The 19,901-nt window shown below is 60.4% G+C and carries 19 protein-coding genes; 13 read left to right on the top strand and 6 right to left on the bottom strand.

The window, feature by feature from the left end; translation table 11 throughout:
• Positions 1-192 precede the first annotated feature (192 nt).
• From mdcA to madM, 9 genes are all read left to right on the top strand, one after another.
• Positions 193-1,863, top strand: a complete 1,671-nt coding sequence (gene mdcA, locus ACA062_RS31365; RefSeq protein ID WP_497454429.1) for a malonate decarboxylase subunit alpha — start codon at positions 193-195, stop codon at positions 1,861-1,863.
• The gene (locus ACA062_RS31360; protein WP_497454428.1) at positions 1,863-2,738 is read left to right on the top strand and encodes a triphosphoribosyl-dephospho-CoA synthase; all 876 of its coding nucleotides are present in this window, start codon (positions 1,863-1,865) and stop codon (positions 2,736-2,738) included. Before mdcA ends, ACA062_RS31360 begins: the two co-directional genes overlap by 1 nt.
• Positions 2,738-3,037: a malonate decarboxylase subunit delta gene (locus tag ACA062_RS31355; RefSeq protein WP_497454427.1), complete on the top strand. Its 300-nt coding sequence runs from the start codon at positions 2,738-2,740 to the stop codon at positions 3,035-3,037. The genes ACA062_RS31360 and ACA062_RS31355 overlap by 1 nt, the downstream gene beginning before the upstream one ends.
• Positions 3,030-3,893, top strand: coding sequence for a biotin-independent malonate decarboxylase subunit beta (locus ACA062_RS31350; RefSeq protein ID WP_497454426.1), 864 nt, complete (start codon positions 3,030-3,032; stop codon positions 3,891-3,893). The genes ACA062_RS31355 and ACA062_RS31350 overlap by 8 nt, the downstream gene beginning before the upstream one ends.
• A complete protein-coding gene (mdcE, locus tag ACA062_RS31345) occupies positions 3,890-4,693 on the top strand; it encodes a biotin-independent malonate decarboxylase subunit gamma (RefSeq protein WP_497454425.1) in 804 nt (267 codons plus the stop codon). Before ACA062_RS31350 ends, mdcE begins: the two co-directional genes overlap by 4 nt.
• The gene (locus ACA062_RS31340; RefSeq protein WP_497454424.1) at positions 4,687-5,307 is read left to right on the top strand and encodes a malonate decarboxylase holo-ACP synthase; all 621 of its coding nucleotides are present in this window, start codon (positions 4,687-4,689) and stop codon (positions 5,305-5,307) included. The genes mdcE and ACA062_RS31340 overlap by 7 nt, the downstream gene beginning before the upstream one ends.
• Positions 5,304-6,215 carry a malonate decarboxylase subunit epsilon gene (gene mdcH / locus ACA062_RS31335; RefSeq protein WP_497454423.1) on the top strand — a complete coding sequence of 304 codons (912 nt, stop codon included), beginning with the start codon at positions 5,304-5,306 and terminating at the stop codon, positions 6,213-6,215. Before ACA062_RS31340 ends, mdcH begins: the two co-directional genes overlap by 4 nt.
• Positions 6,216-6,279: 64 nt before the next feature.
• Complete coding sequence (madL, locus tag ACA062_RS31330) at positions 6,280-6,696, top strand: malonate transporter subunit MadL (protein ID WP_497454422.1); 417 nt, start codon at positions 6,280-6,282, stop codon at positions 6,694-6,696.
• 1 nt (position 6,697) lies between these two features.
• The gene (gene madM / locus ACA062_RS31325) at positions 6,698-7,462 is read left to right on the top strand and encodes a malonate transporter subunit MadM (RefSeq protein WP_497454421.1); all 765 of its coding nucleotides are present in this window, start codon (positions 6,698-6,700) and stop codon (positions 7,460-7,462) included.
• Between the two features lie 141 nt (positions 7,463-7,603).
• Here the strand turns inward: madM and ACA062_RS31320 are convergent, their stop codons facing one another.
• Positions 7,604-8,518: a LysR family transcriptional regulator gene (locus ACA062_RS31320; protein ID WP_497454420.1), complete on the bottom strand. Its 915-nt coding sequence runs from the start codon at positions 8,516-8,518 to the stop codon at positions 7,604-7,606.
• Positions 8,519-8,776: 258 nt separating this feature from the next.
• Here ACA062_RS31320 and trhA point away from each other — a divergent pair, with 258 nt between their 5' ends.
• Positions 8,777-9,394, top strand: coding sequence for a PAQR family membrane homeostasis protein TrhA (trhA, locus tag ACA062_RS31315; RefSeq protein WP_497454419.1), 618 nt, complete (start codon positions 8,777-8,779; stop codon positions 9,392-9,394).
• 91 nt (positions 9,395-9,485) lie between these two features.
• Here trhA and ACA062_RS31310 read toward each other — a convergent pair whose 3' ends face one another.
• Both ACA062_RS31310 and ACA062_RS31305 read right to left on the bottom strand, forming a co-directional pair.
• Positions 9,486-10,205: a 16S rRNA (uracil(1498)-N(3))-methyltransferase gene (locus ACA062_RS31310; RefSeq protein ID WP_497454418.1), complete on the bottom strand. Its 720-nt coding sequence runs from the start codon at positions 10,203-10,205 to the stop codon at positions 9,486-9,488.
• Positions 10,206-10,399: 194 nt separating this feature from the next.
• Positions 10,400-11,806 (bottom strand): adenosylmethionine--8-amino-7-oxononanoate transaminase, encoded by a 1,407-nt coding sequence (locus tag ACA062_RS31305; protein ID WP_497454417.1) that lies wholly within the window; start codon positions 11,804-11,806, stop codon positions 10,400-10,402.
• Positions 11,807-12,028: 222 nt separating this feature from the next.
• Between ACA062_RS31305 and ACA062_RS31300 the strand changes: the two genes are divergently transcribed.
• A complete protein-coding gene (locus ACA062_RS31300) occupies positions 12,029-13,780 on the top strand; it encodes a flavin monoamine oxidase family protein (RefSeq protein WP_497454416.1) in 1,752 nt (583 codons plus the stop codon).
• A 363-nt stretch (positions 13,781-14,143) separates the two neighbouring features.
• On the opposite strand, the gene llpB is transcribed toward ACA062_RS31300, so the two are convergent.
• Positions 14,144-14,656, bottom strand: coding sequence for a lectin-like bacteriocin LlpB (gene llpB / locus ACA062_RS31295; RefSeq protein ID WP_497454415.1), 513 nt, complete (start codon positions 14,654-14,656; stop codon positions 14,144-14,146).
• An 874-nt stretch (positions 14,657-15,530) separates the two neighbouring features.
• On the opposite strand from llpB, the gene ACA062_RS31290 reads away from it, so the two are divergent.
• Both ACA062_RS31290 and ACA062_RS31285 read left to right on the top strand, forming a co-directional pair.
• Positions 15,531-16,082, top strand: a complete 552-nt coding sequence (locus tag ACA062_RS31290) for a cytochrome b (protein ID WP_497454414.1) — start codon at positions 15,531-15,533, stop codon at positions 16,080-16,082.
• A gap of 32 nt (positions 16,083-16,114) precedes the next feature.
• On the top strand, positions 16,115-16,699 hold the full coding sequence (locus tag ACA062_RS31285) for a YceI family protein (protein WP_497454413.1): 585 nt from the start codon (positions 16,115-16,117) through the stop codon (positions 16,697-16,699).
• A 276-nt stretch (positions 16,700-16,975) separates the two neighbouring features.
• On the opposite strand, the gene rhlE2 is transcribed toward ACA062_RS31285, so the two are convergent.
• Together rhlE2 and ACA062_RS31275 are read right to left on the bottom strand one after the other, a co-directional pair.
• Entirely contained in the window at positions 16,976-18,862 is a 1,887-nt protein-coding gene (gene rhlE2 / locus ACA062_RS31280) for an RNA helicase RhlE2 (protein ID WP_497454412.1), read from the bottom strand.
• Between the two features lie 221 nt (positions 18,863-19,083).
• Complete coding sequence (locus ACA062_RS31275) at positions 19,084-19,899, bottom strand: substrate-binding periplasmic protein (RefSeq protein ID WP_497454411.1); 816 nt, start codon at positions 19,897-19,899, stop codon at positions 19,084-19,086.
• Between the last annotated feature and the right edge of the window lie 2 nt (positions 19,900-19,901).

Genomic DNA, 19,901 nt, shown 5'->3' with positions numbered 1-19,901 from the left:
GTGTGTTGCTTGAATCCTGAGTCACCCACAAAACCTGTGGGAGCGGGCTTGCCCGCGATGAGGCCAGTACGGGTAACAGAAATCTCGCATCGACCATTACGGTGACCGTAACGATCCACCACTGTGCTTGATTGATGCCCCCACCCAACACTCCTAAGGTGACTCCCACGACAGCGAACCCGTGGAGTGGTCATGACAACAACAATATCCCCCGACTCGCGATGGACGCGGCGGCGCAGCGAAAAGCAGCGGCGTCTTGCGCTGGTGCGGGGTCTGGCCGACGGTGTGGTGTTGCCCACCGATAAAATCGTTGCGGCGCTGGAGGCATTGATCCTGCCCGGCGACCGTGTGGTGCTGGAGGGCAACAACCAGAAGCAGGCGGATTTCCTCTCGCGCTCCTTGGCCAAGGCTGACCCTGGCAAGCTACACGACCTGCACATGATCATGCCCAGTGTCGGTCGCGCCGAGCATCTGGACCTGTTCGAACGCGGCATCGCCCGCAAGCTCGACTTCTCCTTTGCCGGCACCCAGAGCCTGCGCATCAGCCAGTTGCTCGAAGACGGCCTGCTGGAAATCGGTGCGATCCACACCTACATCGAACTCTATGCGCGGCTGGTGGTGGACCTGATTCCCAACGTCGTCCTCTCGGCCGGTTTCATGGCCGACCGCGCCGGCAATATCTACACCGGCCCGAGCACCGAAGACACCCCGGCATTGATCGAACCCGCCGCCTTCAGCGACGGCATTGTCATCGTCCAGGTCAATCAGTTGGTGGACGATGTCAGTGAACTGCCGCGGGTCGACATTCCGGCATCCTGGGTCGACTTCGTGGTGGTGGCCGACAAGCCGTTCTACATCGAACCGCTGTTTACCCGTGATCCACGGCACATCAAGCCCGTTCACGTGCTGATGGCGATGATGGCGATCCGCGGGATCTACGAAAAGCACAAGGTGCAATCCCTCAACCACGGCATCGGTTTCAACACCGCCGCCATCGAACTGATCCTGCCCACCTACGGTGAATCCCTCGGCCTGAAGGGCAAGATCTGCCGCAACTGGACCCTCAACCCCCACCCGACCTTGATCCCCGCGATTGAAAGCGGCTGGGTCGAAAGCGTGCATTGCTTCGGCACCGAACTGGGGATGGAAAACTACATCGCGGCCAGGCCAGACGTATTCTTCACCGGTCGCGATGGTTCCCTGCGTTCCAACCGGATGTTCTGCCAACTGGCGGGGCAATACGCGGTGGACCTGTTCATCGGCGCGACCCTGCAAGTCGATGGTGACGGGCATTCCTCCACCGTGACCCGCGGCCGCCTGGCCGGTTTCGGCGGTGCGCCAAACATGGGCCACGACCCGCGCGGTCGTCGCCACGGCACGCCGGCCTGGCTCGACATGCGTCACGACGATGCGCCCGAAGCATTGCTCGAACGCGGCAAAAAACTGGTGGTGCAAATGGTCGAGACCTTCCAGGAGGGTGGCAAACCGACCTTCGTCGAGACCCTCGACGCCGTGGAGGTGGCCAGGAAAAGCGGCATGCCGCTGGCGCCGATCATGATCTACGGCGATGACGTCACGCACCTGCTGACCGAAGAAGGCATCGCCTATCTGTACAAGGCTCGGTCCCTTGAAGAACGCCAGGCAATGATTGCCGCCGTCGCCGGGGTGACGGTCATCGGCCTGCGCCACAACCCGAAAGACACCGCGCGCATGCGCCGTGAAGGCCTGATCGCCTTGCCCGAAGACCTCGGCATCCGCCGCACCGACGCCACCCGCGAATTGCTCGCCGCCAAAAGCGTGGCCGACCTGGTCGAGTGGTCCGGTGGCCTGTACAACCCGCCCGCCAAATTCAGGAGCTGGTAATGCACGCATTCAACCTGCAACCCAAACCTCTGTCACTGGCCGAACGGCTGGCGGACCTGGCGGTGGACGCGCTGATCGACGAAGCCGACCTGTCGCCAAAACCGGCGCTGGTCGACCGTCGCGGCAATGGCGCTCATACCGATTTGCACCTGGGGCTGATGCACGCTTCGGCGCTGTCGCTGTGGCCGGCGTTCAAGGAAATGGCGCAAGCGGCCGTCGAGTTTGGCGAGGTCGGTTTGCCGCTGCGTGAAGCCATCGGGCGGATCGGTCGGGAAGGGGAGCAAGCGATGCTCGCCACCACCAGCGGCGTGAATACTCATCGCGGGGCGATCTGGGCCTTGGGCTTGTTGGTCACTGCCGCCGCGCTGGAACCCGAATCCACTGCCCCAGGCGCGATTGCTTTACGCGCCGCACGCCTGGCATTACTCGACGACCGTTATGCGCCGCATCCGCTCAGCCACGGCGCGCTAGTCGCCCAACGTTACGGCGCGCGCGGTGCTCGTGAAGAAGCGCAGCTGGGTTTTCCGGCGGTGATTCAACGGGCGCTGCCGCAACTCAAACACAGCCGTGCTGCCGGCCATGGCGAACAGAACGCCCGGCTCGATGCCTTGCTGGCGATCATGAGCAGCCTGGCCGATACCTGCGTGCTCTACCGCGCAGGCGAAACGGGCTTGCACACCATGCAACTCGGCGCCCAAGCGGTGCTTGACGCAGGTGGCAGCGCCAGCCTCACCGGCCGCCGCCGCTTGCATCAACTGGACCAACAATTAATCGCGTTGAACGCTTCGCCTGGCGGCGCTGCGGACTTGCTCGCAGCCTGTCTGTTCCTCGACCGTATCGAGTCTGGCGACAGCATCATCCAGGGAGCTTTCTGATGGAAACCTTATCCTTTGAATTCGCCGCCGGGCAGCCGCCACGCGGTCGTACGGTGGTGGGCTGTGTCGGCTCGGGCGATCTGGAAGTGCTGATCGAACCGGGCCAGGCCGGCAAGCTGACGATCCAGGTGCAGACCTCGGTCAACGGCAGCGAACAACGCTGGCAGCATCTGTTCGCGCGGATGTTCGACGGTCAGACACCACCGGCGATGGCCATCGACATCCATGACTTCGGCGCGACGCCGGGTGTGGTGCGCTTGCGTCTGGAACAAGGCTTCGAGGAGATCGGCCATGAGTGACAGCGCAGCGCTTCTACAGCCATACCTGCAAAGACGCAGCTTCGTCGAACTCGGCGCGCGGCAACGAGCCAAGGCTCTGCTCGACGCCGGCACCTTCCGCGAGTTGCTCGACCCGTTCCAACGCGTCATGTCGCCGTGGCTTTCGCGCCAGGGCGTAGTGCCGCAAGCCGATGACGGCGTGGTGATCGCCAAGGGCAGCATCGCAGGTTTGCCGGTGGTGATCGCCGCGATTGAAGGTGCATTCCAGGGCGGCAGCCTCGGTGAAGTCGGCGGGGCGAAGATTGCCGGCGCACTGGAACTGGCCGCCGAAGACAACCGCAACGGCATTCCCACCCGCGCCGTGTTGCTCCTGGAAACCGGCGGCGTGCGCTTGCAGGAGGCCAACCTCGGGTTGGCGGCGATTGCCGATATTCATGCCGCGATTGTCGATCTGCGCCAGTACCAGCCGGTGATCGGCGTCGTAGCCGGCAGTGTCGGTTGCTTCGGCGGGATGTCGATTGCCGCCGGGTTGTGCAGTTATTTGCTGGTGACTCAGGAAGCACGGCTCGGTCTGAACGGTCCGCAAGTGATCGAACAGGAAGCCGGGCTTGAGGAGTACGACTCCCGCGACCGTCCGTTCATCTGGAGCCTGACCGGTGGCGAGCAGCGATTTGCCAGTGGCCTGGCCGATGGTTTTGTCGCCGACGATGTGGCGCAGATTCAGGCGCACGTCAGCCAGTTGCTGCAAAAGGGCTTGCCTGAGCAACAACGCAGCCGTCAGGCCGAACTGTTCCTGCAACGGTTGGCCCGCCTGGATGCCGAGCCGCAAATCGAGCCGGCGACGGTTCGCGATCTGTATCAAGGAGAACGCTCATGAGTTCGTATTCCCTGAGGGGCTTGCACTGGTTCAATGCCTTGAGTGCAGGCGCGAAACCGGTCGAGGGTTTGCCTGCTTCCTTGAAGGTTGCCGATGGTGTTCTGGGTGATCGATCCGTTCGATTCATCGCCGTGGTCGCTGATCCCGATAACCGCTTCGTCCGCGCCCGCAACGGCGAGGTGGGTCTGCTGGAAGGTTGGGGCCTGGCCAAGGCTGTGGATGAAGCGATCGCAGCCGATCTGGATCAACCGCACAAACGCGCCTTGATCGCCATCGTCGATGTGCCCAGTCAGGCTTACGGCCGACGCGAAGAAGCGCTCGGCATTCATCAGGCATTGGCCGGGGCGGCAGACAGTTATGCCCGTGCGCGCCTGGCCGGCCACGCCGTGATCGGCTTGCTGGTGGGCAAGGCCATGTCCGGGGCGTTTCTGGCTCACGGTTATCAGGCCAATCGGCTGATCGCCCTGCGTGATCCGGGGGTGATGGTGCATGCGATGGGCAAGGCGTCGGCGGCGCGGGTGACCTTGCGCAGTGTCGAAGAACTCGAAGCCCTGGCCGCCAGCGTGCCGCCGATGGCGTATGACATCGACAGCTATGCCAGCCTGGGTTTGCTCTGGGAGACCCTGTCGGTGGAGCAGATCGAGCAGCCGACCGCGGCAGATCTGACCCGGGTGACTGAATGCCTGAGCCAGGCGATTGGCGATGTCGCTGCCACCGGTCGTGATCTGAGCAGCCGCTTGGGCGCGAGCAACCGCGCGGCATCGAGCAAGGTTCGGCAGCTGTTGAGGGCGCAGTGGTGAGCACGTTTCTGGCCCACGACTTGCTCTGGGGGATGACCCCGGAGCAGCTGCCAGCGGACGCACCGTCGTGGGTGACCGAGTCGATCGGCGCGGGTCAGCCGGTGGTGGTTCGGCGTGCGTTGAGCGCAACGGGTCGAATCGCGGTCGGGGTGCGGGGGCGGTTGCGCGAGCAGCGGTATGCAACGTCGATGGCGATCGATGCGATCCAGCGTCGGGTGCAGCCGGAAGCGCTTTGTCATGTCTCGATTGATCGGGCGTTACCCGCCGTGCGTGCCCTTGATCTACTGCGTCCGCGGCTCGATGGCTGTGGTTGGGTCTGGGGCGTCAGTGGCAGCGCCGGGTTCGAGTTGGCCAGCGGCTTTGCGGCATTGCACGAGCACAGCGACCTCGACCTGATCCTGCGCACACCGCAACCGCTGAGCCGTACCCGGGCGCAGGCACTGGTGAGTCTTCTCGACAGCGCTGCGTGTCTGGTGGACATGCAGTTGCAGACGCCTTTCGGCGCTGTCGCCTTGCGCGAATGGGCCAGCCCGGCACGTCGGGTGTTGCTGAAAAATGCGCGCCAGGCCTGCCTGGTGATTGATCCCTGGAATTCCCGGGAGCAAGCAGCGTGAGCAGTCTGCTGGTGTTCCCCGGTCAGGGCGCGCAGCAGCCGGGCATGCTCCATCAGTTGCCTCGGGAAACGGTGGACGAGGCGAGTGAAGCCCTCGGCGAAGACGTATTGCTTCTGGATTGTGCACAAGCCTTGAAGTCGACTCGAGCGGTTCAGCTTTGCCTGCTGATCGCTGGAGTGGCAGCTTCACGACAGTTGTCGGTGCCGGCGGATTACGTCGCCGGATTGTCCATCGGTGCCTATCCGGCGGCGGTGGTGGCCGGTGCCTTGGGTTTCAGCGATGCGCTGCACCTGGTCAGCCTGCGCGGTGAACTGATGCAGCAGGCTTATCCACAGGGCTACGGCATGACCGCGATCATCGGTCTGGAGCTGGCCATGGTCGAAGGGTTGCTGGCGCAGGTTCACAGCGCTGATACGCCGGTTTATCTGGCCAATATCAACGCCGACAACCAAGTGGTCATCGCCGGCAGCGACTGCGCCATGAAAGCGGTGGCCGGGCTGGCAAAAGGCTGCGGTGCGGGACTGGCCAAACGTCTGGCCGTGAGCGTGCCGTCACATTGTCCACTGTTGGATGCGCCCGCAAAAACCCTGGCGGAAGCCTTCGCCAACGTGCAGTTGAAAACACCAGCGCCGGGCTATCTGAGCGGCAGCCGCGCGCGGCCGGTGACCAACATCGAGGCGTTGCGCGATGACCTGGCTTTCAACATGTGCCGCGTGGTGGATTGGCGGGGCACGGTACAAAGCGCCTACGAGCGCGGTGTACGGCTACAGATCGAATTGCCGCCCGGTACCGTGCTCACCGGGCTGGCGCGCCGGGTGTTCGAGCAGGGCACCGTGATTGCCTTCGACGGTGCGCGGCTCGATACCTTGCAGGCGTTGTTGCGTGAGGAGGGAAGCCGCCAACCCTAGAACACGACTCAGGCCTTCGAACAACAAAAACAACATTCGACGATGCACTTTGAGGACTACAACAATGATTATTTACGGTGTGGCGCTGTTGGCGATCTGTACGCTGGCAGGGGTGATCATGGGTGACATGCTCGGCGTGTTGCTAGGTGTGAAGTCCAACGTCGGCGGCGTCGGGATCGCGATGATCCTGCTGATCTGTGCCCGGTTGTGGATGCAAAAACGGGGCGGCATGACCAGGGATTGCGAGCTGGGCGTCGGCTTCTGGGGCGCGATGTACATTCCAGTGGTGGTCGCGATGGCGGCGCAACAGAACGTCGTCACCGCCTTGCACGGCGGTCCGGTGGCGGTGCTGGCAGCGATCGGCTCCGTGGTGATCTGCGGCTGCACCATTGCCTTGATCAGCCGTACTCATAAAGGCGAACCCTTGCCCGATGAGCCAGCAGACATAACGCCGGTTGGCGCACCCGTTGGAGGCCGCTGATATGTGGGATCTCATCGAGAAAGGGCTGGAACATAACGGTCTGGTGACGGCGTTTGCCTTTGTTGGCGTGATCATGTGGGTGTCGGTGGTGTTGTCCAAGCGACTGACGTTCGGACGCATCCATGGTTCGGCGATCGCCATCGTGATCGGGCTGGTGCTGGCCTGGGTCGGCGGCACCCTGACCGGCGGGCAAAAAGGTCTGGCGGATTTGACCCTGTTTTCCGGTATCGGTTTGATGGGCGGTGCGATGCTGCGGGACTTTGCGATCGTGGCCACGGCCTTTGAAGTGCAGGCCACCGAAGCGAAAAAAGCCGGATTGATCGGTGTGATTGCGTTGCTGCTGGGCACGATTCTGCCGTTCATTGTCGGGGCGAGCATTGCCTGGGCGTTCGGTTATCGCGATGCGGTGAGCATGACCACCATCGGTGCTGGCGCGGTGACCTACATCGTCGGGCCGGTGACCGGAGCGGCGATTGGTGCCAGCTCGGATGTGATGGCGCTGTCGATTGCTACCGGGTTGATCAAGGCGATTTTTGTGATGGTGGGTACACCGATGGCGGCGCGCTGGATGGGGCTTGATAACCCGCGCTCGGCGATGGTGTTCGGTGGGCTGGCCGGGACGGTGAGCGGTGTGACGGCCGGGCTGGCGGCGACGGATCGGCGGTTGGTGCCTTATGGCGCGTTGACCGCGACCTTTCATACCGGGCTGGGATGCTTGCTCGGGCCTTCGTTGTTGTACTTCATCGTTCGCGGGATCATGGGCTAGCCCGCCAGATAGTTGCTGCCTGTACCGACGCCATCGCGAGCAAGCTCGCTCCCACAGGGGATGTGTGGTGATTCACACATCCTCAACAACATGGCGATCTAATGTGGGAGCGAGCTTGCTCGCGATGGGAGCGGCGCGGTCCTAAGGCTGGCGATTGGCATACATCCGACACTCCGCCAACAGCGCCAGTAAATTCGGATCGCGCTCCTTGGCCTTCAGAAACACCACGCCAATGTGTTGCTGCAACCGATACTTTTCCTGCAACGGAATCAGCTTCACCCGGTTCTCATACACCGCCGCGATCCGGCCCGGCAACAACGCGTAACCCACCCCCGAACTGACCATGCTCAGCAAGGTGAAGATGTCGTTGACCTGCATCGCCACCTTGGGCTCGAACCCCGCCTGCTGGAAGACCCGTTTCCCGTCCTGATGCGTGGCGAAGCCTTGGGTCAGGGTAATGAACGTCTCGTCGCGCACTTCGGCCAGATCCACTTCGGTTCGTTGGGCGAACTTCGAGTCCGCCGGTGTGGCCAGAAAGATATCGTCGGAAAACAGCGGGATCTGCTCGCAATCCGGGTCGTTGATGCTCTCGTCCAGGGACACCAGGATCGCATCGACCTCCATGTTCTTGAGCTTGTACAACAGGTCGAAGTTCGAGCCGAGGATCAGGTCGATGTTGAGCTCGCTGCGCCGGATCTTCAGGCCCATGATCAATTGGGGCACGGTCTTCACCGTCAGCGAATACAGCGAGCCGAGCTTGAAGCGCTCGGCAGAGAACCCTGCGGCTTCGCGGGTCAGGCGCACGCTTTCGAGCACGTCCTGAATCAGCTTCTGCGCTCGCTCTTCCAGCACATAAGCGCTTTCCAGCGGTGTCAGGTTGCGGCCTTCGTGCTTGAACAGCGGGCAGCGCAGGGCGTTTTCCAGGGAATGGATTGCCCGGTGCACGCTGACATTGCTGGTCTGCAATTCGGCGGCAGCCCGTGCCAGGTTGCCGGTGCGCATGAAGGCCAGGAACACCTCGAGTTTTTTCAGGGTCAACTCTTCGTCGATCAGCATGATGCAGACTCTTATTCGAATGGCTCGATTGTGCCCAATTCCCGAGGCTCACGCTTGCTGCCCTTTGTAGGAGCTGCCGAAGGCTGCGATCTTTTGATCTTGATTTTCCGTGTCCTTGAACAGGCTGAAGATCAAGAGATCGCAGCCTCGTTTCACTCGACAGCTCCTACGGGGGATTTGCGTGCTGAAACATTGCGCTTTTAGTCTCAAGGCCTGAGCCTTGCGCGATGTTGCAACTAATTTCGAGGTGAGCAACACATGTATCACGGGGAAAGATTGAACGCCTGGACGCATTTGGTCGGCGCGGTAGCGGCGTGTGTCGGCGTGGTGTGGATGCTGGTGATCGCCGGTATGGATGGCAGCCCGTGGAAGATCGTCAGTGTGGCGATCTATGGGTTCACCTTGCTCGTGCTCTACAGCGCGTCGACCGTTTACCACAGCGTGCGCGGACGCAAGAAAGAAATCATGCAGAAGGTCGATCACTTTTCGATCTACCTGCTGATCGCCGGCAGCTACACGCCGTTCTGCCTGGTGACCCTGCGCGGGCCCTGGGGCTGGACGTTGTTCGGCATTGTCTGGGGGCTGGCGCTGATCGGCATCCTGCAAGAGATCAAGCCGCGTTCGGAAGCGCGGATCCTGTCGATCGTGATCTATGCGGTGATGGGCTGGATCGTGCTGGTGGCGGTCAAGCCCCTGCTCTCGGCGCTGGGCAGCACCGGGTTTGCCTGGCTGGCGTCGGGTGGGGTGTTGTACACCGTGGGGATTGTTTTTTTTGCCCTGGACCATCGGCTGCGGCATGCGCATGGGATCTGGCATCTGTTTGTGATTGCCGGGAGTGTGCTGCACTTTGTGGCGATTATGTTTTATGTCTTGTGAGCAGAAGATCAAAAGATCGCAGCCTTCGGCAGCTCCTACAGGGGAATGCGATCTCATGTAGGAGCTGCCGCAGGCTGCGATCTTTTAAGATTTAGAAATCACCCCAAAGCTGCTGGGCCACCGCCAATGCCACCACCGGCGCGGTCTCGGTGCGCAACACCCGAGGACCGAGGCGGGCGGCATGGAACCCGGCCGACTGCGCCTGATCAACCTCAGCATCCGACAACCCGCCCTCCGGCCCGATCAGAAACGCCAAAGTCGCAGGCTTCGCATGACTGACCAACGGCTCGGCCACCGGATGCAACACCAGCTTCAATTCTGCCTCGGTCTGTTTCAACCAATCCGCCAACAGCAGCGGCGGGTGAATCACCGGCACCCGTGAGCGCCCGCACTGCTCGCACGCGCTGATCGCAACCTGGCGCCAGTGCATCAGGCGCTTGTCGGCGCGCTCGTCCTTGAGCCGGACTTCGCAGCGGTCGCTGAAGATCGGGGTGATTTCAGTCACGCCCAGTTCGGTGGCTTTCTGGATCGCCCAGTCCATCCGCTCGCCACGGGACAGGCCCTGGCCGAGATGGATCTGCAGCGGTGACTCGACTTGTCCGCTGAAACTTTCATCGATCTGCACCACCACGCGCTTCTTGCCGACCTCTACCAGTGTGGCGCGAAACTCGTGGCCCGAGCCATCGAACAGTTGCAACGCATCGCCCTCGGCCATGCGCAGCACGCGGCTGATGTAATGGGCCTGCGCCTCGGGCAGCTCGTGCTCGCCGGTGCTCAGGGGGGCGTCGATAAAGAAGCGGGACAGTCTCATGCGGGTTCTCTGGAAAAAAGGTGTGATCGTCTGAAGGTCGTGCCGACCTTATCGCTGGCAAGCCAGCTCCTACACGGATTTATGGTTACCGAAAATGTTGTGCACGACACTCACCTGTAGGAGCTGGCTTGTCGGATCGCCGCACCGCAGCGAAAGCGGACTTCCAGTCCCCACAGGATTGCGGATGAAATCAATCAACCCGGATCACGGAAACCCGGATGAAAGTCCTTCGGCACCGAAACGCTGACGCTGTCACGGGTAGCAATGTCGATCCCTTCGCTGGCCACTTCAGCCAGAAAATCGATCTGCTCCGGCGTGATCACGTAGGGTGGCAGGAAATACACCACGCTGCCCAGCGGTCGAAGCAAGGCACCACGCTCCAGCGCATGCTGGAACACCTTCAAACCACGCCGCTCCTGCCACGGATAAGCTTCCTTGGTGGCCTTGTCCTTGACCATCTCGATTGCCAGCACCATGCCGGTCTGACGCACTTCGGACACGTTCGGGTGATCGGCCAGGTGCGCGGTCGCGGACTTCATGCGCTGGGCCAACGCCTTGTTGTTCTCGATGACGTTGTCTTCTTCGAAGATATCCAGCGTCGCCAATGCCGCCGCGCACGCCAGCGGGTTGCCGGTGTAGCTGTGGGAATGCAGGAAGGCGCGTAGGGTCGGGTAGTCGTCGTAGAACGCGCTGTAGACATCTTCAGTGGTGACGCAGGCCGCCAGCGGCAGGTAACCGCCGGTCAGGGCCTTGGACAGGCAGAGGAAGTCCGGACGGATGCCGGCCTGCTCGCAGGCGAACATCGTCCCGGTGCGGCCGAAGCCGACGGCGATTTCGTCATGGATCAGGTGCACGCCATAGCGATCGCAGGCTTCGCGCAGCAATTTGAGGTACACCGGATGGTACATGCGCATGCCACCGGCGCCCTGGATCAGCGGTTCGACAATCACCGCAGCGACAGTGTCGTGGTTCTCGGCCAGGGTCTGCTCCATTGCGGCAAACATGTTGCGCGAGTGTTCTTCCCAGCTCATGCCCTCCGGCCGAAGGTAGCAATCCGGGCTCGGCACCTTGATGGTGTCCAGCAGCAGCGCCTTGTAGGTCTCGGTGAACAGCGGCACATCGCCCACCGACATCGCCGCCATGGTTTCGCCGTGGTAGCTGTTGGTCAGGGTGACAAAGCGCTTCTTGGCAGGCGCGCCGCGGTTGAGCCAATAGTGAAAGCTCATTTTCAGCGCGACTTCGATGCAGGATGAGCCGTTATCGGCGTAGAAGCACCGCGTCAGGCCCTCCGGCGTCATCTTCACCAGGCGCTCGGACAGCTCGATCACTGGCTGATGGCTGAAACCGGCGAGGATCACGTGTTCCAGTTGATCGACCTGGTCCTTGATGCGCTGGTTGATTCGCGGGTTGGCGTGGCCGAATACGTTGACCCACCAGGAGCTGACGGCGTCGAGGTAACGTTTGCCCTCGAAGTCTTCCAGCCACACGCCTTCACCGCGCTTGATCGGGATCAGCGGCAGTTGCTCGTGATCTTTCATCTGGGTGCAGGGATGCCACAACACCGCGAGATCGCGTTGCATCCACTGATTATTCAAGCCCATGTTCAGTCTCCTCGAGGCGGTCCGTGACATCTGCGGACATACAATCGCGCAAGCCTATGCAATGCGCGTCCCCGGAACAACCCATTGCGCCGTTTGAGCTACTTTATATAGGACGAAAGACGTCACTGGCGGCCTTTTGATAGCTAACGTATTCTTCGCGGTTCTTTGGGTCGTCTGACTCGTAAAACCGCTATTTCCTTGTGTATTTTCGGAGTTCTCTGAATGTCTGCTGGTTGGCTGCGCGCCTGTGCGCTGGTGATGTTGGGGCTGTTCAGCGTGTCTGCGCTGGCCAAGGATAAAACGGCGATCGTGATCGGCGGCGGCCTGGCGGGCCTCACGGCTGCGTATGAGCTGCAGAACAAAGGCTGGCAGGTCACGTTGCTGGAAGCCAAGCCGAGCCTGGGCGGCCGCTCGGGCATGGCGACCAGCGAGTGGATCGGCAACGACAAGACTCAGCCGGTGCTGAACAAATACGTTTCGACTTTCAAGCTGGGCATCACGCCGGCCCCTGAGTTCGTGCGCACGCCGGGCTATTTGATCGACGGCGTGTATTACAGCGCGGCCGATCTGGCCACCAAGGACCCGACCACGGCCGAAGCGCTCAAGCGCTACGAGAAGACCCTGGACGATCTGGCGCGTTCGATCGAAGATCCACAGAATCCGGCGGCAAACAACACGTTGCACGCCCTGGATCAGATCAACGTCTCCAACTGGCTCGATCGACTGACGTTGCCAGCGACCGCCCGTCAGCTGGTGAACCAGCAGATTCGTACCCGCTATGACGAACCTTCGCGCCTGTCGCTGCTGTACTTCGCACAGCAGAGCCGGGTGTATCGGGGCGTCTCCGACCGTGACCTGCGCGCTTCGCGCCTGCTCGGTGGCAGCCCGGTATTGGCCCAGGCCTTCGTCAAACAACTGAAAACCATCAAGACCAGCGCTCCGGTCTCGGCCATTATCCAGGACAAGGACGGCGTGACCGTCAAAGTCGGCAGCGTCGGTTATCAGGCTGACTACGTCGTCGTGGCCGTGCCGTTGCGCGCCCTGAACAAGATCCAGATGACCCCGGCGCTGGATGCGCAGCACATGGCCGCGATCAAGGGTACCAACTACGGCTGGCGCGACCAGATCCTGCTGAAGTTCAAGACGCCGGTGTGGGAAAGCAAGGCGCGTATGTCCGGCGAAATCTACAGCAACACCGGTCTGGGCATGTTGTGGGTCGAGCCGGCGCTGAAGGGTGGCGCCAACGTGGTGATCAACCTGTCCGGCGACAACGCGCGGGTGATGCAGGCCTTCGGCGACAAGCAGATGGCCGATCAGGTATTGATCCGCCTGCACGCTTTTTATCCACAGGCGCGCGGTTCGTTCACCGGTTATGAAATCCGTCGCTACAGCACCGACCCGTCGATGGGCGGCGCTTACCTGGCCTTTGGTCCGGGACAGATCAGCAAGTACTGGCGCCTGTGGGAGCGTCCGATTCAGCGTGTAACGTTCGCTGGCGAACACACGGACACCTTGTACCCGGGCACGCTGGAAGGCGCGCTGCGTACCGGCCAGCGGGCGGCCAGTCAAGTTGAAGACCTGGCGGCTGGCAAATCCTTCGAGCCTGCGAAGGTGGTTCCGGCGGCGACCGCTGTGGCAGCCGGCGCGGTGGCGGCGAAGAAGGGCAACTTCTTCAGCAACCTGTTTGGTGGCTCGGATGACAAGCCAGCACCGGTCAAGGCGCCTGAACCAGTAGCTCCGGTTGCTCCGGCACCGGCTCCAGCGCCAGCTCCGACCCCTGCGCCAGCACCGGTTGAAGCGCCGAAAGCTGTGGCGCCGGTGAAGGTCGAACCTGTCAAGAAAGCCCCGGCGAAGAAACCGGCAGCCAAGACCGAGGCAAAAAAAGCCCCGGCCAAGGCACCGACGAAAAAGGCTGAATTGGCGAAGAAGCCAGCGGCCAAACCGGCGGCGACCACTGAGACCAAGGCTCAGTAACGTTCAGGCGTAAAAAAAGCGCGGCTTAAGGGCCGCGCTTTTTTTTGCTCATTTATCAAGCATGTAACATCCGGTTTTGCCTGCGCAGTGCGTTGGAGTCGCACCATCCACGTCCCGGTCCTACACGCCTCGGCGATATATCAGATGCGTCCCACAAAAGTATCAGAAAGAAATGATTGATAGCGCCTGACCTTAAATTTTATGTTCTTCAAAAACTGGAGAACATTATGAAAGCACTGGCAGCAATAATAATATTGATAGCCGTATCTGGCTGCATAGATGGTCGTCCAATGATCAAAAAATTATAGCGTTGAATTGGCCCGCAAATGCCAGATAGATCCGCACAGCCATGATTTTCTATAGTTAGAGTGGGCCCAATGAAAAATACCATGTGTGAATCTTCGTACCGTCTGGTAGTTCTTTGAGAAATTTATTCGTTGCCTTTGCAAACCGACCAGGCACGAAGCCAAAGCGGGCCCAACACAGATTTCCCGTGCGCTGATCGTAAATGACCACATTCCCATCATCTTGCATTGTCATACAGGTGTTGTACCAAAGCGATTTGTCCCTGCTGTGAGTGCTTTCAGCAATCCATAAACGCCTTCTTGACGGATCATAAAGAAAACCACTGTTGCTTATCACAAACTGCAAAGGCTCACGCATTCTTTTCGGATACAAAGTTTTGCTATGAATCTGGTTGTCATCTGCAACCCAGACTACAGCGCCGCCATCCGTAATGACCAAATTTCCATCAGCCTGTAATACCAATTGGAATCGCCCGTTTTCGGACATAAGATACTGTCCCGGTGACATCGTTTGATTAGGAGGCAGAACCGGGGTGCCACTTGCTTGAAATGGGGTGTAAGAAATAGCCATGTTTTTCACCTTAATCAATGAAGGATTGAGCGCTCATTGAATCAAGTTTAAATATGGAAATGGCCATACATATGTATTGCGTGTCTTAAAAATATTCATCGCAGGTTTGCGTGTAACAGAAATGGAATCGACTGCGATGAAGTTCTCTGGATCGGTGAATACTGAGCCTGCCAAAAAAGCGCCGGCCAAAACCCCGGCGGAAAAACTGGTCCCGGTCCTACACGCCTCAGCGATATATCAGAAGCTTCCCACAAAGGAATCAGATCGAAATGATAGATAGCGCCTGACCTTAAGCTCTATATTCAAAAAAACTGGAGAGCATTATGAAAGCACTGGCAGCAATAATAATATTGATAGCCGTATCTGGCTGTGTAGATGGTCGTCCAGTTCTTCAAGGACACAGCCTTGAACTGACCCACAAATGCCAGATGGACCCGTACAAGCCTGATTGCTTGCAGCCGCCACCACTCTTCAAAAGCTCTTGAATGAGTAGGTAATCAAGGCGCAACAAGCCATGGAATCAGCGAAACGCGGCAGTGATGCCGCGTTTTTTCGTCTTAAGGAAAGGAATAAAGTAAACGCCGTAACCTGTGGCGAGGGGGCTTGTCGGCACGCCGCACCGCCCCGTTCGGATGCGGTCCAGCTGAATTGGGGCCGCTTGCAGCCCAGCAAGAGCAAGCTCCCTCGCTACGGCGGGCCGGTTTGAGGGGTGGATTAGTTTTCACATCCAGCCACAAAATTGTCTTTAATCTTTCCTTAACTCACCTATCTCAGACTCTTGATCGTATTTCTCGATATTTCAAAGCGAAATTTTCCGCTTTAAATCGATAGATAACTCGATAGTCTTGGTCGCAGTTCTCACAGGATTTGGGCAATGCAGCTACGTAACTCTTCTTCGCGCTACGGTTGGATCAGCGTGTTCATGCACTGGGGTGTGGCGCTGGCGGTCTTCGGTCTGTTTGCGTTGGGCTTGTGGATGGTCGGTCTCGACTACTACAGCACCTGGCGCAAAGACGCGCCGGACCTGCACAAGAGCATTGGTCTGGTGCTGTTTGCCGTCATGGTTCTACGGGTGCTATGGCGCTTTATCAGCCCACCGCCGCCGGCACTGCAAAGCTACAGCCGAATGACGCGCATTGGCGCCACGTTCGGCCATGGGTTCCTCTACCTCAGCCTGTTTGCCGTGATGATTGCCGGTTACCTGATTTCCACCGCAGACGGTGTCGGGATTCCGGTGTTTGGCCTGTTCGAAGTTCCTGCTCTGGTGTCCGGACTACCGGACCAGGCAGACACCGCCGGTGTGATTCATTTCTATCTGGCATGGGTGCTGGTAATTTTTTCCGGTCTCCATGCGTTGGCAGCATTGAAGCACCACTTTATCGATCGTGATGCGACCCTGATGCGAATGCTGGGCCGCAAAGCTTGAAGTTCAACCTCGACTCCAAAGGAATAGAAAGCATGTTGAAAAAGACCCTCGCCGCTCTGGCAATCGGTTCTGCTCTGCTGTCCGCAAACGTAATGGCTGCTGACTACGTTGTCGACAAGGAAGGCCAGCACGCCTTCGTCGACTTCAAGATCAGCCACCTGGGCTACAGCTACATCACCGGTACCTTCAAGGATATCGACGGCAAGTTCAGCTTCGACGCGGCCAAGCCGGAAGACAGCAAGATCGAGTTCAACGTGAATACCGCCAGCGTGTTCACCAACCATGCCGAGCGCGACAAGCACATCGCCAGTAAAGACTTCCTGAACGGGTCTAAAGCCAAGTTCGTCTCCACCAGCGTCAAATCCACCGGCAAAAACGCCGCTGGCAAAGACACTGCCGACGTGACTGGCGACCTGACCATCCTTGGCGTGACCAAGCCAGTCGTGGTCAAGGCCACTTTCCTGGGTGAAGGCAAGGATCCATGGGGCGGCTACCGTGCTGGCTTCGAAGGTACCACCAGCATCAAGCGTTCGGACTTCGGCAAGCAGAAAGACCTGGGCCCAACGTCCGATGCGGTCGAGCTGTATGTTTCGTTTGAAGGTGTCAAAGCGAAGTAATATTCGCGCCTGACACAAAAACGCCCCCGATCTCGCGATCGGGGGCGTTTTTTTATTGCCGAACATAAACTTCAGTCACACCACAAGTCCCCTGTGGGAGCGAGCTTGCTCGCGATGGGGTCATCACACTCAGAATGGATGTGACTGACAGTACGTCATCGCGAGCAAGCTCGCTCCCACAGGGATTCTTTGGTCAGTTGAGGATTTTTGCCTATCCCGGAAAACAAAAATGCCCCGGATCGCGAGATCCGGGGCATTTTTTATTGCAGCGATATATCAGCGGTTGCGGGTCAGCAACGCTGGTTTCTCACCACGCGGACGGCCTGGCAGTTGATCAAGTTGTTCAGGTGTCGGGAAACGATCGGTTTTCGACTCCTTGTGAATGATCTTCGGTGCCGGACCGCGGGGGTTTTGCACGGCCGGTTCCGAAAGCGGCTGATCGTCGCTGCGGGCTGGGCGGCGGTTGCGGGACTCTTCGCGACGGGCCTGGCCGTCACGTGGAGCGCCATTGCGCGGGCCGCTGCGCTTGGCCGGTGGCGTACCGGTGGTAGCGCCGTCGCTGCTGCGCGGACCGCTCGGGCGACCTTGTGGCTTGCCGCCGCGCGGAGCGCCAGTGCCAGTGCCAGTGCCAGCTGCCGCGCCCTGTGCCGGAGCACCCGGACGGCGACCACGGCCCTGAGCAGGCTTGGCCTGTGGCACGTAGTCGACGCGGTTACCGAAGTTATCGACATCGTCGTCCAGGAACTCGTCCGGAGCACGATCAGCGGCGGCGCGAGGGGCCGGACGCTGCTGTTCGCGGGCCGGGGTGCCTTCGCGTGGCTTGTGTTCACGGGCCGGACGCTCGCCGCGGCCAGTGGCCGCCGGTTTTTCCTTGCCGCCCTTGTCCTTGCCCTTGTCTTTACGACCGCCGCCACCGCCAGTGCCGTTCGGACCGTCGCCGCGCGGGCCACGTGGGTTGCGCGGGTTACGCACATCCGGACGCTCGCGGACTTCTGGTTTTTCGGCTTCTACAGCGCTGGAGTCGAAGCCCATCAGGTTGCCGTCGGCAATCTTCTGCTTGGTCATGCGCTCGATGCTTTTCAGCAGCTTTTCTTCGTCCGGAGCGACGAGCGAGATCGCCTCGCCCGAACGACCGGCACGGCCAGTACGGCCGATACGGTGCACATAGTCTTCGTCGACGTTCGGCAGTTCGAAGTTGACCACGTGGGGCAACTGGTCGATGTCCAGGCCGCGAGCCGCGATGTCGGTGGCGACCAGGATGCGCACTTCACCGGCCTTGAAGTCGGCCAGGGCTTTGGTGCGGGCGTTCTGGCTCTTGTTACCGTGGATGGCGACGGCGGTGAGACCGTGTTTGTCCAGGTATTCGGCCAGGCGGTTGGCGCCGTGCTTGGTGCGGGTGAACACCAGGACCTGTTCCCAGGCGCCGGCGGTGATCAGGTGCGCCAGCAGCGAACGCTTGTGGTTGGCAGGCAGACGGAATACGCGCTGTTCGATACGCTCGACCGTGGTGTTCGGCGGCGTGACTTCGATGCGTTCCGGGTTGTGCAGCAGCTTGCCGGCGAGGTCGGTGATGTCTTTGGAGAAGGTCGCCGAGAACAACAGGTTCTGACGTTTGCTCGGCAGACGGGCCAGGACCTTTTTCACGTCATGGACAAAGCCCATGTCGAGCATGCGGTCGGCTTCGTCCAGCACGAGGATTTCCACGTGGGACAAATCGACGCTGCCTTGGCCGGCGAGGTCGAGCAGACGGCCAGGGCAGGCCACCAGCACGTCGACACCGCGGGACATGGCCTGAACCTGCGGGTTCATGCCAACGCCGCCGAAGATGCAGGCACTGACGAACTTCAGGTCACGGGCATAGACCTTGAAGCTTTCGTGCACTTGAGCCGCGAGTTCGCGAGTAGGGGTCAGGACCAGGACGCGCGGTTGACGCGGGCCGTGGCGTTGGGACTTGTCCGGATGACCGTTGGGGAACAACCGCTCCAGGATCGGAAGGGCGAAGCCGCCGGTTTTACCAGTACCTGTCTGTGCCGCGACCATCAGGTCGCGACCTTGCAACACGGCGGGAATGGCCCGCTGTTGCACCGGAGTAGGCTCGGTATAGCCCGCTGCCTCGATGGCGCGGACTAAAGCCTCGGAGAGACCGAGGGAAGCAAAGGACATGAGTAATCCTGTTCTAGTTAGGGCTTGGCCCAATGGGAGTCTTGCCTGGCGCGAATGGCGTTTAAGGGGACGCAATCCCGTCCGGTCCTGCTGGGCCTCGAAGGCTCATCTGGAGCGCTCGCGCGGGCTGAAAGCTGCGCTGTAGCGGGATCGAGATGCCTTGAACGAGTCCGAGCGTCCGGGCGTGAGCCTGGCGGGAAGGCCGGAGTATAACAGAGCAATCACTGCGCGCCGCTTTCCTGCTGCTCAACGGTTTTGCGGGTCATGACCGCGGCCCCGGCGGCCTTCGCGCCCGTTGCCGGGTTGGCACTATAGCGGGCGCTCAATTCCGCGTAGGCGGGTTCGCGCTTGAAGCGCTTGAGCTCGGCGCCGAAGCGCTGTACCAGCAAGTCCATGCCCGCGTTGCGACGCACCGCCAGGAACTGGCTTTGCTGGCTGATGACGACCGGGTTTTCGGTGATCTTGTCGCGAATGTTCAGCTCGTCGAGCAAATGCTGGCCGACCCGGCGGTCAGTAATCAGCAGATCGATCCGCCCGCGCACCAGTTTGCCGAAGTTGGCTTCATGACTCGGCGCCGGTTCCCGGGTGAATAGCGACGATTCGCGAAAATCCTCGCTGTACAGATAACCCGGCGAGGTGCCGACGGTCAGGCCACGCAATTCTTCCAGGGTCCGAAACGGATGGGGCCGTGCGTTGGCATAGAACATCACGAACTCGACTTCCGAGAGGGGTTCGCCGGGGTAGAGGAGGGTCGCGTCGCGTTCTTCGCTGTGGAAGATATCCAGCGCGCCGTCCGCCTGACCTTGTTCGAGCATGGACAGGCAGCGTTTCCACGGCAGGAACTGCCAGTCGACTTCTATCCCCAGGCGCTTGAAGACAATTGCCGTGGTTTCGTAGTCCAGGCCCAGGGCTTTGCCATTTTCTTCATACACGTAAGGCGCCCAGGGTTCGGTGACAATGCGCAGTTTCTCGCCCCGGGCAGTAAAGCTCAGGCAAGTAAAAAGCATGACTGTCAGCAACTGGGAGATAAGGGGCATGG

This window comes from Pseudomonas sp. LBUM1679 (genome assembly GCF_059695565.1).
This window is presented reverse-complemented; position numbering and strand designations above follow the sequence as displayed.

Coding starts and splice junctions, on each gene's coding strand:
- mdcA (WP_497454429.1), top strand. CDS start 193: ATGACAACAACAATATCCCCCGACTCGCGATGGACGCGGCGGCGCAGC.
- ACA062_RS31360 (WP_497454428.1), top strand. CDS start 1,863: ATGCACGCATTCAACCTGCAACCCAAACCTCTGTCACTGGCCGAACGG.
- ACA062_RS31355 (WP_497454427.1), top strand. CDS start 2,738: ATGGAAACCTTATCCTTTGAATTCGCCGCCGGGCAGCCGCCACGCGGT.
- ACA062_RS31350 (WP_497454426.1), top strand. CDS start 3,030: ATGAGTGACAGCGCAGCGCTTCTACAGCCATACCTGCAAAGACGCAGC.
- mdcE (WP_497454425.1), top strand. CDS start 3,890: ATGAGTTCGTATTCCCTGAGGGGCTTGCACTGGTTCAATGCCTTGAGT.
- madL (WP_497454422.1), top strand. CDS start 6,280: ATGATTATTTACGGTGTGGCGCTGTTGGCGATCTGTACGCTGGCAGGG.
- madM (WP_497454421.1), top strand. CDS start 6,698: ATGTGGGATCTCATCGAGAAAGGGCTGGAACATAACGGTCTGGTGACG.
- ACA062_RS31320 (WP_497454420.1), bottom strand. CDS start 8,518: ATGCTGATCGACGAAGAGTTGACCCTGAAAAAACTCGAGGTGTTCCTG.
- trhA (WP_497454419.1), top strand. CDS start 8,777: ATGTATCACGGGGAAAGATTGAACGCCTGGACGCATTTGGTCGGCGCG.
- ACA062_RS31310 (WP_497454418.1), bottom strand. CDS start 10,205: ATGAGACTGTCCCGCTTCTTTATCGACGCCCCCCTGAGCACCGGCGAG.
- ACA062_RS31305 (WP_497454417.1), bottom strand. CDS start 11,806: ATGGGCTTGAATAATCAGTGGATGCAACGCGATCTCGCGGTGTTGTGG.
- ACA062_RS31300 (WP_497454416.1), top strand. CDS start 12,029: ATGTCTGCTGGTTGGCTGCGCGCCTGTGCGCTGGTGATGTTGGGGCTG.
- llpB (WP_497454415.1), bottom strand. CDS start 14,656: ATGGCTATTTCTTACACCCCATTTCAAGCAAGTGGCACCCCGGTTCTG.
- ACA062_RS31290 (WP_497454414.1), top strand. CDS start 15,531: ATGCAGCTACGTAACTCTTCTTCGCGCTACGGTTGGATCAGCGTGTTC.
- ACA062_RS31285 (WP_497454413.1), top strand. CDS start 16,115: ATGTTGAAAAAGACCCTCGCCGCTCTGGCAATCGGTTCTGCTCTGCTG.
- rhlE2 (WP_497454412.1), bottom strand. CDS start 18,862: ATGTCCTTTGCTTCCCTCGGTCTCTCCGAGGCTTTAGTCCGCGCCATC.
- ACA062_RS31275 (WP_497454411.1), bottom strand. CDS start 19,899: ATGCCCCTTATCTCCCAGTTGCTGACAGTCATGCTTTTTACTTGCCTG.